Annotated in this window: 13 protein-coding genes; all 13 read left to right on the top strand. The window is 66.4% G+C overall.

Annotation, left to right across the window (positions count from 1 at the left end):
- The 13 genes from H7V21_RS10675 to H7V21_RS10615 are packed head-to-tail and all read left to right on the top strand — an operon-like array spanning position 1 to position 14,328.
- Entirely contained in the window at positions 1–861 is an 861-nt protein-coding gene (locus tag H7V21_RS10675; RefSeq protein ID WP_188056494.1) for a DsbC family protein, read from the top strand.
- A complete protein-coding gene (locus H7V21_RS10670) occupies positions 858–1,433 on the top strand; it encodes a hypothetical protein (protein ID WP_188053709.1) in 576 nt (191 codons plus the stop codon). Before H7V21_RS10675 ends, H7V21_RS10670 begins: the two co-directional genes overlap by 4 nt.
- Positions 1,430–3,991, top strand: coding sequence for a type IV secretion system protein TraC (traC, locus tag H7V21_RS10665; RefSeq protein ID WP_188053707.1), 2,562 nt, complete (start codon positions 1,430–1,432; stop codon positions 3,989–3,991). Before H7V21_RS10670 ends, traC begins: the two co-directional genes overlap by 4 nt.
- Positions 3,988–4,380, top strand: a complete 393-nt coding sequence (locus H7V21_RS10660; protein WP_188053705.1) for a hypothetical protein — start codon at positions 3,988–3,990, stop codon at positions 4,378–4,380. The genes traC and H7V21_RS10660 overlap by 4 nt, the downstream gene beginning before the upstream one ends.
- Positions 4,373–4,753, top strand: a complete 381-nt coding sequence (locus H7V21_RS10655) for a TrbI F-type domain-containing protein (RefSeq protein ID WP_188053703.1) — start codon at positions 4,373–4,375, stop codon at positions 4,751–4,753. The genes H7V21_RS10660 and H7V21_RS10655 overlap by 8 nt, the downstream gene beginning before the upstream one ends.
- The gene (locus H7V21_RS10650) at positions 4,753–5,259 is read left to right on the top strand and encodes a S26 family signal peptidase (RefSeq protein WP_188056493.1); all 507 of its coding nucleotides are present in this window, start codon (positions 4,753–4,755) and stop codon (positions 5,257–5,259) included. The genes H7V21_RS10655 and H7V21_RS10650 overlap by 1 nt, the downstream gene beginning before the upstream one ends.
- Positions 5,256–5,888 (top strand): type-F conjugative transfer system protein TraW, encoded by a 633-nt coding sequence (gene traW / locus H7V21_RS10645; protein WP_188053701.1) that lies wholly within the window; start codon positions 5,256–5,258, stop codon positions 5,886–5,888. Before H7V21_RS10650 ends, traW begins: the two co-directional genes overlap by 4 nt.
- Entirely contained in the window at positions 5,885–6,898 is a 1,014-nt protein-coding gene (gene traU / locus H7V21_RS10640; RefSeq protein ID WP_188053699.1) for a conjugal transfer pilus assembly protein TraU, read from the top strand. The genes traW and traU overlap by 4 nt, the downstream gene beginning before the upstream one ends.
- A complete protein-coding gene (trbC, locus tag H7V21_RS10635; RefSeq protein WP_188053697.1) occupies positions 6,895–7,644 on the top strand; it encodes a type-F conjugative transfer system pilin assembly protein TrbC in 750 nt (249 codons plus the stop codon). Before traU ends, trbC begins: the two co-directional genes overlap by 4 nt.
- Positions 7,641–9,368, top strand: a complete 1,728-nt coding sequence (locus H7V21_RS10630; RefSeq protein WP_188053695.1) for a conjugal transfer protein TraN — start codon at positions 7,641–7,643, stop codon at positions 9,366–9,368. The genes trbC and H7V21_RS10630 overlap by 4 nt, the downstream gene beginning before the upstream one ends.
- A 47-nt stretch (positions 9,369–9,415) precedes the next feature.
- A complete protein-coding gene (locus tag H7V21_RS10625) occupies positions 9,416–10,174 on the top strand; it encodes a conjugal transfer protein TraF (RefSeq protein ID WP_262504089.1) in 759 nt (252 codons plus the stop codon).
- On the top strand, positions 10,164–11,612 hold the full coding sequence (locus H7V21_RS10620; protein ID WP_188053691.1) for a conjugal transfer protein TraH: 1,449 nt from the start codon (positions 10,164–10,166) through the stop codon (positions 11,610–11,612). Before H7V21_RS10625 ends, H7V21_RS10620 begins: the two co-directional genes overlap by 11 nt.
- 13 nt (positions 11,613–11,625) lie before the next feature.
- Positions 11,626–14,328 carry a conjugal transfer protein TraG N-terminal domain-containing protein gene (locus tag H7V21_RS10615; protein WP_188053690.1) on the top strand — a complete coding sequence of 901 codons (2,703 nt, stop codon included), beginning with the start codon at positions 11,626–11,628 and terminating at the stop codon, positions 14,326–14,328.
- Position 14,329 lies beyond the last annotated feature (1 nt).

Genomic DNA, 14,329 nt, shown 5'->3' with positions numbered 1-14,329 from the left:
ATGAATTTTTCTCACGCCCGGCCGGGCCTGAAAGCCCGCGCCGCCCATGTCGCGCTTGCGATGACCGGCGCCGCCACGGTGCTGACGCTCGGCGTCGCCGCCGTCACCGCGCTTCCCGCCAATGCGGCCGGTCTCGCAAGCGACGTCGCCGCTGCACTCAAGCTGCGCCTCCCGAAAACACCGGTCGATGCGCTGACCTGCGACACGCTCGGCCCGTGGTGCGAGGTCGTCTCGGGCGACACGCTGTTCTATATTGACGAGACCGCGCGCTACCTTTTCGTGGGCCGACTCTACGACATGGAAGAGCGGCGCGATGTTACCGCCGCGCGGCTGCTCGAGCTCAATCCCGATCTGCTCGCCGCGGGCGGCGCCCGGGCACGTTCAGAACAAAACGAGACCGCTTCGAGCGTTGCGCCGGCTAAAGTCGACTTGGCGAGCCTGCCCGCCGAGGGCGCAATCCGCTGGGGCAACCCGAAAGGCGCGAGGCTGGTGGTCTTCTCAGATTTCCAGTGCGGCTATTGCCAGCGCCTTGCGGGTGAACTCATCAAGGCGAAGGTCCAGGTCGAGGAGCGCCCGATCTCGATTTTCGGTGCGGCGAGCCGGCAACTCTCCGAGACGGTGCTCTGCGCGAAGGATCCTGAAAAGGCGCTCCACGCGGCCTATGCTGGAGAGTTGCAGGCCAGCGGCAAATCCTGCGCCAAAGCCAGCGCGCTCGATGCCAACGAAGCTTTTGCGAAGGCCAACGGCTTTGCCGGTACGCCGGTCATTGTACGTAGCCGCGACGGCGCGGTGCTCCACGGCTTCCGCGATGCCGAGACGCTGCGAGCATTCGCCGCGGGAGAAAAGGGGCCGCGGTCATGAGCGCGCCCATCCGCAACCTCGCCTGCGGGATTGTCCCGGCATCGCTTCTCGCCGGCTGCGCCACGCTCGGCGGCAACGTCGAGGGCAACTTCGCGTGCCGCGCGCCCGAAGGCACCTGCGCCCCGACCTCGCTGATCGACGCGCAGGCGACCGGCGTGGCTGCCGGTCAGGAGACGCTGCCCGTCTCTTCCGCACAGGGCCGGACGTCCGTGGGTCGCAGTCTGCGCATCGTGCTCGCCGCGCACCGCGACGAAGCCGGACGCGAGCACGAGGCCCGCGTGGTCCAGGTCGTGCTGCCAGAGCCGGCGAACCCGGGCTGGCGGCAGCCGAGCGGAACCGGCGAGCTGCTGCGCGCAATCGGCCAGGCGGTTGCCCGCGCGCCGGAGCCCGAGAATTCCCAAAACCCCACCTTCCCCGAATTGCCGGACCAGCTGTTCCTCCCCTCGCAGCCCGGTCCGGCGATACCCGGCGCAGATGCGCCGGACGCCGTGGCACCCGGTCGTAACGCCTCCCCCGGCCGGGTGCCCCATTCGCTTGTCCAACCCACCCCAGATCAAGGAGACCAGCAGTGAGCTTTTCGCTTGGCGCCGCGCGCGACGCGGTCCTCTCCGGCCTGTTCGCCGATACCGACCGCGCGGAGCACGCCCGCGCGCCGCTCATGCTCGACATGCTTTCGGACTGGCTGCCCTACCGGGTCTATGACGAGCGCACCGGCCTCTACCGTAACCGCGCCTCGAAGGGTTTCGTGCTCGAAGTCACCCCGCTCGTGGGCGCGGACGAGCGCACCGGAGAGATTCTCGGGCAGTTCTTCTCCGAAGGCATGCCGGCGGGCGCCTGCCTGCAGGTGCTCAATTTCGCCAGTCCGCGGATCGGCTCGGTGGTCGGTCCCTGGTTCGCCCCGCGCTACGAGCAGGGCGGCATCTACGAGGCGATCGCGCGGGCGCGCACGCAGCGCCTTTACGATCTGGTCTGGCAATCGGGTTCGGCGCATGCGCCGTTCCACGCGCGCGCCACTCGGCTGATCCTGTCGCTGGGCGTGCCGGTACCGGGCAATGTCAGCGACAGCGAACTCACCGAATGCCGCGAGGGCCTCCTCGGCATGCTCCATTCGCTCGGGCTCCATGCGGCGAGCCTCGAGCCGCACGGCCTGCTGTCGCTGATCGACGAGCTGACCTCGCCGACCACGGCGCGCGAGCCCGACCGGATAGGCTGGAACCGCCACGAGACGCTCGACGTCCAGGCAATCCGCCGCGACATCGAGCTGGAGGTCCAAGACGACCGCCTGATCCTGCGCACCGAGCGCTTCCGCGAGACCGGCCGCGACCGCGATGGCGTGCCGCAGGTCGGCGAATGCTATCCCGACCGCTTCGATCTGCGCCACTATGCCGTACGCTCGACGCCCGAGCGCTGGGCGCCGTGGGAATGCGCGCGTCTGATCGGCGACATGTTCACCGACAAGCTGCGTTTCCCGTGCCCCACCGCGACAATGCTGTGCCTAGTCTATCCCGACCAGGAAGCGGCCGCCGCGCGCGCGGGCTACAAGTTCATGCGCACGACCAGCCTGTCGGATACGAAGAGCGCGCGCTTCCTGCCCAGGCTCGGCGAGCAATCGGCCGAATGGCGCCATGTCCAGGCAGAACTCCAGGCGGGCAAGAAGCTGGTCAAGCTGTTCTACGGCCTGACCACGATCTCGCCGCTCGGCCAGGGGGACACGCACGAGCGCGTGGTCAAGGCGATCTACAAGGCGGCGGGCTGGGACCTCGCCGACGAGCGCTTCCTTCAGCTCCAAGGGCTGATCGCCGCCTTCCCGCTGAGCCTTGCCGACGGCCTCGCAAGCGACATGACACGGCTCAAGCGCCTCAAGACCATGCTCTCGACCACCGCCGCGAACATTGCGCCGATGCAGGGCGAATATCTCGGCAGCGACATCCCGCATCTGCTGCTCGTCGGACGGCGCGGCCAGCCCTTCTTCTGGTCGCCCTTCGAGAACCGCGCGGGCAACCACAACATCGCGATCTGCGGCAAGTCGGGCTCGGGCAAGTCGGTGCTGCTGCAGGAGCTCTGCGCGGCGCTGCGCGGCGCGGGCGCCAAGGTCGTTGTGATCGACGATGGCCGCAGCTTCGAGCATTCGGTCAAGCTCCAGGGTGGCCGCTTCGTCGAGTTCACGCTCGCCTCGGGCTTCTCGCTGAACCCGTTCTCGATGGTCGACGATGCGCGTGCCGAAAGCGACGAGGATTACCGGCTCGACTGCTTCGCGATGATCAAGGCGATCGTCGGGCAGATGGCACGCCCGAGCACGGCGCCGAGCGATACCGAGCGAGGCCTGATCGACCGCGCGATCACGCAGGTCTGGGACAGCCTCGGCAGCGGCGGCAGCATCGACGATGTCGCGCATGCGCTCCACTCGACAACAAACGAGGCCGGCAGGGAGCTCGCGACCGCGATCGGTCCGTTCTGCCGCGGCGGCAGCTATGCCGGGTTCTTTTCCGGCAAGGCGAGCTTCGCCTTTGAGGACGATTTCACGGTCTTCGAGATGAGCGATCTTGCTTCACGCGAGGAGCTGCGGAGCGTGGTCCTTTCGGCGATCATGTTCATGACCGGTCAGGCGATGACCCGCTCTTCGCGCTCGACGAAGAAGCTGCTGCTGATCGACGAGGCCTGGGCCATGCTCAAGGGCGGCTCGATGGGCGAGTTCGTCGAGACCTATGCCCGCACCGCACGCAAGTACGGCGGCGCTCTCGCCACCGCCACGCAATCGCTTAACGACTACTACAAGTCGGACGGCGCGCGCGCCGCGCTCGAAAACAGCGATTGGATGCTGGTGCTTCAGCAGAAGGCCGAGACCATCGCCGACTTCCGCAAGGAAGCGCGGCTCGACATGGACGACCGCACCGAGACGCTGATCCGCAGTCTCAAGCGCTCGGGCACCGAATACAGCGAGGTCTACATCAAGGGTCCAGAGATCGAGGCGGTCGGCCGGCTCGTGCTCGACCCGTTCTCGGCGACAATCTTCTCGTCCGATCCCGACACCTATGCCGCGATCCACAAGCACGTCGCCGACGGCATGCCGCTCGACAAGGCGATCGGCCAGGTCGCGGGGATCGCCGGCTCGGCCCGAGGAGCCGCATGATGGCCCTCGACTACGAAACGCCGCTCGATCGCATTGCAAGCGGGCAAGGCCGAGCAAGGCAGATCGATACGAGGTCGCTGGCGCAGGGCACGTGCCTCGTGCTGATCGAGGCGGCGGGATTTGCGATGAACATCGTGCTCGTCGTGCTCGGACTGCCGCTGTTCGTGTTCCTGTTCCTCGCGGGGTGGGATCTAGGATTGCTGTTCGCGCAGCTCGGCAATCTTGCCGATCACTACCGGCTCGCCGAGCCGGTCGCCCGGCACTTCTTCAGCCAGGACCTCAAGGTCGCGTTCCTGTTCGCCGCGGGCGGATACGCCCTCTTCCGCCTGCCGGCCTTCCTCCGGCGGCTCGAGCGCCGCCTCGCAGAAGGAGACGGGCGTCATGACTAGGCTGCGGATTCCCCACCCCAGGCTGACGCTCGGCGTCCTAGCGACGCTCGGCCTTGCCGGCGCATTGCTCTGGGCCGCGTGGGTCACACGCGAGATAACCACGGACGCGAGCCCGCGGATCGTCACTGTCCGTCTCGCCGAAACCATCGGGAAGTTCGTCGACGAAGCGGCTCGCGCCGATGCCGAGCCGCAGGCGGTGCAGGCGGCGAGCCTTGCCTACCTGCAGGCCGCCGAAGCCTCGGTGGCCGAAATGGGCCGCGATGGACGGGTCGTGCTGGTTGCCGAGGCGGTGCTCGCGGGCGCGGCGGAGGACGCCACGCCCGAGCTCGAGCGGCGGATTGCCGGTAAGCTCCAGCAGGAGCCGCGCCGATGATGCGTCCTGCCATTCACTGGCGCCGCCCGCTGATCCTCTGCGCGCTGTTCGCCTTGCCGCTGGCCTGGGCGCCGCTCGACGCCTTCAGCAAGGATCACGCTCTGCTGCTCAACGCGAGCCCGAGCCTGCCCAACTGGGCGTTCTGGCTGGACAAGCGCGCACCGATCGAGCGCGGCAGCCTGATCTTCTTCGAGCCGCCGCCGAGCACGCTGGTCGAGACCCATTTCGGACCCGACCCGCAGATGTTCGGCAAACGCGTGCTCGGTCTGCCCGGCGATGTCGTGAGCCACGAAGGCATGGACGTGTTCGTCAACGGCAAGAAAATTGCGACGCGCCTTGCCGTGACCCGCCTCGGCATTCCGCTGACGCGCGGTCCCGCAGGAACGATCCCAGCAAACTGCTACTACACAGGCACGGATCATCCGCGCGGGCTCGACAGCCGCTACGGCGCGATCGGCTTCGTCTGTGCAGGGCAGATCCTCGGCAGCGGGAGGGCGATCCTGTGATCCGGCTCGCGCTTGTCCTGACCATCGCTCTTGCTCTGCCGACTGCCGCGCAGGCGCGCGACTACGGCCAGCAGGGCGCGGTCTTTCCGGTGATCGAGCGCGATCTGCTCGAGCAGATCCAGTCGCGCCTCGTCGCGATGGAAAAATCGGAAGAGACTGCGAGGCTCAACGACCAGTTGAAGCGGCGCACCGTGGCGCGCGTCAACCGACCCGAGCCGGTCGCCGGAATCGCGCGCGCGGTCGATGATCGCAGCTGGTCCTTCGATCCGACGATCACGCTCGCCGCCGATATCAGGGGCGCGAAGGGCGAGCTGATCCATGCCGCGGGCACCAGGGTCAACCCGCTCGACAGCGTTGCCTTGCGCGCCGACCTCCTGTTCCTCGACGGCGACGACGCGGCGCAGGTCGCCTGGGCGCTCAAACAGGATCGGCAGGCCAAGCTGATCCTGGTCAGCGGCGCACCGCTCGAGTTGATGAAGGCCCGCCAGCGCCGCTTCTATTTCGACCAGGGCGGCAAGCTCACCGAGCGCTTCGGCATCAGGGCCGTGCCCGCGCGCGTGCGCCAGCAGGGCCGCCTGCTCGCCGTGAGCGAGATCACACTTGCCGCGAAGAAGGAGCCGGCGCGATGACACCTATCCGCAAGCTTGCGACCTTCCTGCTCGCTGCCCTGTCGCTGGCTCTGGCGGCGCCCGCCGCGGCCGATGCGGGGCCGGGCAAGTGCACCGGCAGCTTCGTCAACCCGATCACCGACATCTGCTGGTCGTGCCTGTTCCCGATCTCGGTCGGTGGGCTCGAGATCTGGCCTTCGAACCGCCCCGATCCCGACAACCCCGACTTGCCGCTGTGCCTGTGCGGCGTGAGGCCCGGCATCGCGATGGGGTTCTGGGAGCCGGTGCGGCTCGCCGACGTCAGCATGAAGCCCTGGTGCTTCGTCAATCTCGGCGGGATGAAGCTCGATCCCGGCTTCGACATAGGCTTTCGTTCGATCTCCGGGCCTTCGGCGATCGGCGGGGCGAGCCAGTATTATTCGAGCTGGCACGTCCACTGGTACGCCTATCCGCTGATCTACTGGATGGAGATCGTCGCCGATTTCCTGTGCCTCGAGCCGGGCTCGATCGACATCCTCTACATCTCCGAGATCGATCCGCTGTGGCAGGACAGCGAGCTCACCGCGATCATCAATCCCGAAGCAGTATTGTTCGCCAATCCCTTGGCGCTGGCCGCCTGCGCCGCCGACTGCGCGGCGGCGACCGCCAAACTCCCCATCGATGAAATGTTCTGGTGCGCGGGCTGCCAGGGGTCGATGTATCCGATGAACGGCAACGTCTCGGCCTCTGTCGGGCACGTGCAAGCCTCGCGGCTCGTGCTCTCGCGGTTCGCCTACAAGCTTCACCGCGAGCTCGTCTCGTGGGGCACGATGGGCTCCAAGGGCCTGTGCGGTAAATACCTGATGCCGGTGATGCGCAAGCAGCAATACCGCTTCCAGGCCACCAATCCCAATCCGGCGACGAGCGGGCGCTACGCCTGCCCGCCGATCGGCACCTCCACCACCCTCCAGGAGCCCGGACAGGTCGTCCCCGCCATCGGCGAGGACATGGGTTACCTCGTCTGGCGCAAGAGGAACTGCTGCGCGCTATGAACAAACCCCTCCTTCTTGTCCCGTTTGTCCTCGCCATTTCGCTTGGCGGCCTGGCGCTCGCGCAGAGCGCATCGGATGACCTCGATCTCGATGCGATCCGTGCGCGCGCCTCCGAGCACGCCGGCGATGCCGAGGCGCTGGCCACCGCGGTGCGCGAGCGGGCAGACGTGCTCGCCGAGGATGCCCGCAGCACGCAAGACGGCGCGCAGGCCAACCGTGCAGCCTATGCTCAAAGCGTCGGCACCGATCTCACTGCTGATCCACTCGACTTTGACGCCATGGTCCGTGCCCACGCGCAAGCCGAGGCGGCATCGCTGAGCGAAGGCCCGCGCTTCATCGCCTTTGTCTCGCTGTCGATGCCGCCCGAAGCGCTCAAGGCGCTGGTGCGCGACATGCGCCGCGCGGGCGGGGTCACGGTGCTGCGCGGCTTTCCGCAGGGCGACAGCGAAGGCTTCAAGAAGCGCCTCGCGGCGATCTGGAGCGACGGCAGCGAATCAGGCTCGCTCGGCATCGATCCGCGGCTCTTTCGCGCCTTCGACATAAAGGCCGCGCCGAGCTTCGTCATGCTCAGCACCGATTTCAGCCCGTGCGACGGGTTCGACTGCAGGAGCGCGGTCCCGCCGCACGACCGCATCGCGGGCAATGTCGGCGTCGCCCATGTTCTCGAAACCTTCGCCGGAGGCGGCGGGCCCGGCGCGGCGCTTGCCAGCCTCCACCTCGCCCGCCTCGAAGGAGGCCGGCCATGACGCGGATGATTGCCGCTGTGCTCGCGCTGATGCTTGCTGTGCCGGACGCGAGCACCGCCCAGACCACCGAGGCGGCCAGGGCCGACGGCAAGCAGACAGCACGCGACCTGCTCGAAAGCGCGCGCGACGCGGCTTCGGCGCCGGTCGATGCAAGCCGCGTACCCAATTACGATCCGCAGGCGACGCGCGGCCTGCAGGACCTGGCGCAAAACCCCGACCAGATCGAGGCTCGCGCACGCGCCAATGCAACGACGAACCCGGCGCTGCGCACGATCCGCGACAGCATGACCACCCGCGCCGAGTTCGACGCGCAGGATATCTCCGACATGCTGGCGCGCAGCCGGATAATCAGCGAGACCCCGCTCGATTACACCAGCGGTATGGCGGTCGGGGGTGCGCAGGGTTCCTGCGTGCCGCTTCCGCCCGGTGCGGGATCGGCAGGAACATACTTCGCGACCTGCAATACGGGCACCCGGATCGACCAGAGCGCCGGTCAATGCGCGGTTCCGCTCGTCGCACGCGTCTCCCGGCGGCCGCAGTATCACTATCTTTGCAGCAGGTTCGACGACTTCAACAGTTCGGGCGAGCCTGTCTGCGAAGATTTCGCCGGCGCGAGTTGCCGCGCGACCGGCCAGCGCGAGGGTCGTTGCCTGCAATGGTTCGACAATGGGCACACGCGGTTCTGCTCGGAACCGGGCGAACCGCTGACCGAGATGACCTGCCACGCTCCGGTGTCGGGCCGGACACCCTATGCAGTCACAAGCACAACGGATGTAGCTGCCGCCCCCGACGAGAGCCAGTGCGCCGGTTTCGCGAGCAACGGCGATTGCACGCTCGACGCGGAGATCTGCACCGACAGCGATCCGCAGACGCGCATAGTGGACGGCGTCGCGGTCACCCGGCCCTGCTGGGCCTGGCAGCGCAGCTACAGCTGCGTCACCCGAAGCGCCGCCAGCGACTGCTCTGCGCTCGAGGACCAGGGAAGCTGCCGCTTCGTCCGTGAGGAGTGTCTGAGCGGCGAAGAAGCATGCGAGACCTGGGAGCGCGTCTACGAATGCCCGCTGCCGGCCAGCGAAGCGGATGGCACGCAATATGTTTGCGACGGCGACGTCTACTGCATCGACGGCTCTTGCGAGACGATCGAGCGCAAAGCGAATGACGAGTTCAAGGATGCGGTGACCGCGCTTCACGCGATGAACGAGGCGCGCGGGCAGTTCGACCCGCAAACGCTGACGCTGTTTCGCGGAACCCGCAACACCTGCTCGTCGAAGGTCTTCGGCGTGCTCAACTGCTGCAAGGGCAAGGGATTCCCGCTCATCCCCGGGATCAGCCTGCTGGTGGCGCTCGGCTGCGATCGCGAGGAAGTCCTGCTGCACGAGCGCGATGCGCAGGGCCTCTGCGCCTATGTCGGCACCTATTGCTCCGACAGCTTCCTCGGCGTGTGTCTGACCAAGAAGAAGGTCTACTGCTGCTTTGAGTCCAAGCTCTCGCGCATTCTGCAGGAGCAGGGTCGGCGCCAGCTGCCCAAGCCCTGGGGCAAGCCGAAGACCGAAACCTGCACGGGTTTCACGCTCGACGAGTTCGCGCGGCTCGACCTCAGCCAGATGGATTTCTCCGAAGTCTATGCCGAGTTCACCGACGCCGCGCGTCTGCCGGGCGAGCTCGAGACCAGCACCATCATCCAGCAGAAGATCCAGGACTACTACGCAAGGGAAGCACAGTGATGCGCGGCGCCATCAAACTCGCGCTCTGCGCGGCTGCAGGCTTGTGCATGGCTGGCCCGCTGGCGGCGCAGGACGCAGGTCCCGCAAGCGACGCGGCCGACGCGCTCTACTGCGCAGAGCGCAAGCTCGGGTACTGGTTCTACTGCGTGAGGCCTGCGCCCGCGCCTCGCGAGGCAGAGCCGCCGCCGCAGGCCTCGACGAGTGCCGCGGAAGAGCTCGACGCGATCACGGGGACCTTACGCGAGTTGAAGGCGCAGGCGATTCTTCGCCCCACGCCCGATAATGTCGCCGCCTACATCCGCTTCCAGCGCGAACAGCTCGACCGCGCTTCGCTGTTCTCCGACGTCTGGCAGCGCGCGCTGTGGCAGGATCCGGCGCTCGACTACACGCTCGAACGTCCTGTTGGCGCGCTCGCCAAGAAACAGTGGCAGGATACCCGCGCGGCCGAGCGCGACCTGGCTATGGCCCGGCTCTCCGAGCGCTACGGCCTGTTCTACTTCTTCGCCCAGACCTGCGGCGCCTGCGAGGTCATGAGCCCGATCGTCAAGGCGGTCGCGTCACGCTGGCGCATCACCGTGCGTGCGATCTCGACCGATGGCGGGCCGTCGCGGCACTTCCCGGATTATAGCGTCGAGAAGGGCCAGCGGCCGCGCATGGGGCTCGAGCCCGGGATCACCCCGGCGGTGGTGCTGTGGGACAGCGTCGGGAAGCGCCCGATCCCGATCGGCTACGGCGTGCTCTCGGCCGACGAGCTGCAGGACCGCATCTATCTCCTCACCTCGAAGGAAGCCGGACATGATTACTAGGCTCAGAACCCTTGCGCTTGCGCTGGCCGCCACGAGCATGGTCGCCGCCCCGCTTGTAGCCCCCGCATCGGCAAACGTCGGCGACAGCATGGACCGGTTCATGGATGACATGGGCGGGGCGGCGAACGTCACCGGTCCGACCGCCTTCGAAGGCCAGTCGGCGGGTTACTACAGCATGGGCAATGTCTGGACGCGCTTTCCGCAGAAGACGACCAACATCGCCAATCTCCAGTTGCCGCGGGCGCGGGCCGGCTGCGGCGGGATCGACATCTTCGCCGGCTCCTTTTCGTTCATCAACGCCAGCGAGATGGTCGCGCTGCTGAAGGCGGTCGCGAACAACGCGGTCGGCTTCGCCTTCAGCCTCGCGATCGATACGATCTGCCCCGAGTGCAACAAGATCATGCAGGAGTTCAGCCAGAAGGCGCAGCTCATGAACGAGCTGTCGATCAACTCCTGCGAAATGGCGCAGGGCCTGGTCGGGGGCGTGTGGCCGAAGGGCGATCTTGCCGATAAGGCGATCTGCGAAGCGATCGGCAATTCCGAAGGCATCTTCACCGATTATGCCGCGGCCAAGCATGGCTGCGGCACCCGCGGGCAGCGCGCCTCGACCAACGAGAACGGCAGCGAGGACTTCGCCGACGTCAATCCCGGTGTGCCTCGTAACTACACCTGGCATGTCCTCAAGCAGAGCGCCTTCTTCAATCCCGGCGGCACCTTCGACCGCGAGCTCGCCGAATACGCGATGACCTTGATCGGAACGGTCATCTACGTGCCGCCCAAGGACGATGAGCCCGGCAGGCTCGTGCCCTTTGCGGGCGACGCCTCGTCGACGCTGGTGACCGCGCTGCTCGACGGGACGCAGGGTCAGAGCGTGCGCGTGTTTCAGTGCGACGAGCCCGACCAGTGCCTCAATCCGAGCTTCCAGCAGCTGAGCCTTGCCAGCGCGAAGGCGATCCGCCCGCGCGTCGCTCTGATGATCGGCAACATGGTCGACGCAATCCGCACCGACACCGCAATCGGCGAGGCCGAAAAGGAACTGCTCCAGGTCGCGTCGCTGCCGCTCTACAAGATCCTCACCGTGCAGGCGGCGTTCGGACGCGGCATGGCGACCGATGACCGCGCTACTCTTGCCGAAGTCGCGAGCATCGATCTGCTCCACGCGATCCTCGAGCGGATCGTCTCCGAAGCGGGCCGCTCGATGGCCAGTTTCATTGCCGCCGACGAAGCGAAGCTCGCGCTGTGGCGCGCGCAAGTGGCGGAGGTGCGCAACCAGCTCGCGCATCGGCAGGCTAACGGACAGGCGCGCATCACCGCGATCGTCCAGATCATCGAGAAGACCGCGATGATCGAGAACATGCTCGCCGCCTCGATGTCACCCTCGATGGCCGCGGCGCTCGACTGGTCGCGCGGGCTGCAGTCGCGCTCGATCGTACCGTAAGGGATCAAGGCAAGTGGTCGAGATATTCACGGTCGGCGGCGGCGAATACATCGTCAACGTCCTGAACGCAGTCGCCGCCTGGACCGGTGCGGGCGGCTACAAAAGCCTGATTCAGGTCGCGCTGGTGATGGGAATGGCACTGGCGGTCATCGTGCTCGCCTTCAATCAGGACTGGCGCGCCTGGCTTAACTGGTTCCTTGGCGCGACGCTCATCTACATGTGCCTGATGGTGCCGCGGATGGACGTGCATGTCACCGACCGCGTCAATCCGGGCCTTGCTCCGGCCACGGTCGCCAGTGTCCCGCTGGGGCTCGCGCTGATGGCGAGCTTCACCAGCCAGGCCGGCGACTATCTCACCCGTTCGGCCGAGCTCGTCTTCGGCCTGCCGGACGACCTTAACTATTCGAAGAACGGCATGATCTACGGTGCGCGGCTGCTCGAGGCGACGCGCTCGCTGCGCATCAACGATCCCGAGTTCGCCGCCAATTTCGACGAGCATGTCCGGCAATGCGTGTTCTATGACCTGCTGCTCGGCCGCTACTCGATGAAGGAGTTGTCGCAGAGCAGTGACATCTGGGCGGCGATCGCGCCCGGCAGCGCGGCGCGCGCGCAGAAGTTCGTGACCCGCCAGGCTGATGACAGCGTCACCGCCTCGATTGTTACCTGCCGCGAAGCCTATACGTCGCTCTCGAACCAGTGGGCCGGCCTCATCGACGAGATGACGCTGGTCGCGGGCCGCCAGCTCTACCCGCGCCAGACCGAAGCGCTCGCCAGGGCCAAGCTTCTCGCCGACCTGCCGGTCGCCTATCAGTATCTGAGCGGCGTCTCGCAAAGCGCGAGCGCCATCTTCCGACAGGTCCTCACCATCAATGCAATGAACCAGGCGATGCACGGCTTTGCCGGCGCGAGCGGCACGACCAGCGTCGATGTCTTCGCGCAGACCCGCGCCGATATCCAGACCGAGCGGACCTATTCGTCAATCGCGCACAATGCCATGAAATGGGTGCCTATCCTCAACGTCGTGCTGACCGTCGTATTCTACGCGCTGTTTCCGGTGCTCTTTCCGCTGTTCCTGATGCCCAGGAGCGGACCTCTAGCGCTCAGGGGCTACGTCACGGGCTTCTTCTATCTTGCCGCCTGGGGACCGCTGTTCGTCATCCTGCACATGATCCTCATGTTCAAGGGCGCGAGCGATGTCGCGGCAGCCAGCGGCAGCACAGGGCTGAGTCTGGCGACCTTTGGCGGAATGAGCGACGTCAACAGCGATATCGGCGTGCTGGCCGGCTATCTCGTCGCCTCGGTGCCGTTCCTCGCCGGCGGCGTCGCCAAGGGCGCCATGGCCATCTCCACCCAGGCGACCTCCTACCTCAACCCGAGCCAGAACGCGGCCGAGGAAGCCGCGCGCGAAGCGAGCACGGGTAACGTCTCGCTCGGCAATTCGAACATCGACAATTCGAGCGTGTTCTCGCGCCAGTTCGCGCAAGGCAGCCTTGCGCCCAACATCGCCTATGGCGCGGGCCAGACGCGCAGCTTCGGTGACAGCGGCACACAGACCACCAGCTTCCCCGGTGCCGAGTTCGCGCATGTGCCAACCTCGAGCTATCCGTTCAGCCCGACGCTGGGACAGGATTTCAGCGGCAGGCTCTCGACCATGGCGAGCCAGAGCCGCGGGCAGAGCGAGACCTTCTCCAACCTCGCCCAGCAATCGACCAGCTCGGCTGTCACACGGTTTAACGAGATCCGCGATGCGTACACGCGCTCGCGCTCGAACGAGAGCGTCAGCGGTACCTCCAACAGCGACAGCATCGGCAGCGCATTCAGCGAGGTCGACAACGCATCGCGGACGCTTCAGCAGCAATTCGGTCTGTCGCGCCGCGCCGCAGATGACATCAGTGTCTCGTGGTTCCTCAATGGCGATGCGGGGCTTGGCCTGAAGGGTGAACGCGGTGCGGGATCCGCAACACTGGGAGTGAGAGGTGGGCGCAACCAGAGCTGGACCGACAGCGACATCGGGATCGCGTCGGAGGACCGGTCACGGCTGCTCGGCGCGCTCAGGCAGATCTCCGAGAGCCAGAGCTGGTCGACCACGCGCGAGGGCTTCCTGCGCGAGACAAATTCGAGCTCGGAAGCGCTGGTCTCGAGCAGTGCCTCGGGCCTCACCACCTCGCTCACCGAGGCGCAGAGCTACACCGTCGAAGCACGCCGCGCCGAAGAGCTTGCCAGCCGTCTGGAGAATCAGGCGAGCTGGTACGAAAGCGCCACTGCGGCGGGATCGCTCAATCTCAGCCAGGCCTACCGCGAATGGGGCATGGCCGAGATTGAGGCCAATCGAGACTATTACGGCCCGGTGCACTTCGATGACATCGAGTTCCAGATGAGCGCGCAAGGGCAGCAGTTGCAGGCGCGCTTCGTCGAAAGCTATGCGGATCAGCTGCATGGCGAAATCGCCGACGAGCTTGTCCTGCCTCCTTATTCGCCGGTCTCACGCCCAGATGTGAGTTCACAAGGCGATGTCCGCGGTTCGGTAATGCTCGGAGTGTCTCCAAGTACGCTGTCAGACTTGTCCGGAGAGGGCGAGGAGATTGAACGTGAAGTCGAGCGAGCACAAACTCGCGGTTCTCAGCGACTGGATCGTGTTACTGACTATCTAGACGGTCGCACCCGTGATGCTCGGGGGGCCTCAGAAGAAGCGGCTGACCAGGTCAAGAAATGGTGAT

It is taken from the genome of Sphingosinithalassobacter sp. CS137 (assembly GCF_014334115.1).
In the GTDB taxonomy this organism is placed as follows: domain Bacteria; phylum Pseudomonadota; class Alphaproteobacteria; order Sphingomonadales; family Sphingomonadaceae; genus Sphingomonas.
The sequence above is the reverse complement of the archived record's forward strand: the minus strand, read 5'-3'. Positions and strand labels throughout refer to the sequence as shown.

Bases quoted from the DNA above. Each gene is read 5' to 3' on its own strand.
- H7V21_RS10660 (WP_188053705.1), top strand. From the start codon at position 3,988: ATGATGGCCCTCGACTACGAAACGCCGCTCGATCGCATTGCAAGCGGG.
- H7V21_RS10650 (WP_188056493.1), top strand. From the start codon at position 4,753: ATGCGTCCTGCCATTCACTGGCGCCGCCCGCTGATCCTCTGCGCGCTG.
- H7V21_RS10670 (WP_188053709.1), top strand. From the start codon at position 858: ATGAGCGCGCCCATCCGCAACCTCGCCTGCGGGATTGTCCCGGCATCG.
- H7V21_RS10675 (WP_188056494.1), top strand. From the start codon at position 1: ATGAATTTTTCTCACGCCCGGCCGGGCCTGAAAGCCCGCGCCGCCCAT.
- H7V21_RS10630 (WP_188053695.1), top strand. From the start codon at position 7,641: ATGACGCGGATGATTGCCGCTGTGCTCGCGCTGATGCTTGCTGTGCCG.
- trbC (WP_188053697.1), top strand. From the start codon at position 6,895: ATGAACAAACCCCTCCTTCTTGTCCCGTTTGTCCTCGCCATTTCGCTT.
- H7V21_RS10625 (WP_262504089.1), top strand. From the start codon at position 9,416: ATGGCTGGCCCGCTGGCGGCGCAGGACGCAGGTCCCGCAAGCGACGCG.
- H7V21_RS10620 (WP_188053691.1), top strand. From the start codon at position 10,164: ATGATTACTAGGCTCAGAACCCTTGCGCTTGCGCTGGCCGCCACGAGC.
- traU (WP_188053699.1), top strand. From the start codon at position 5,885: ATGACACCTATCCGCAAGCTTGCGACCTTCCTGCTCGCTGCCCTGTCG.
- H7V21_RS10655 (WP_188053703.1), top strand. From the start codon at position 4,373: ATGACTAGGCTGCGGATTCCCCACCCCAGGCTGACGCTCGGCGTCCTA.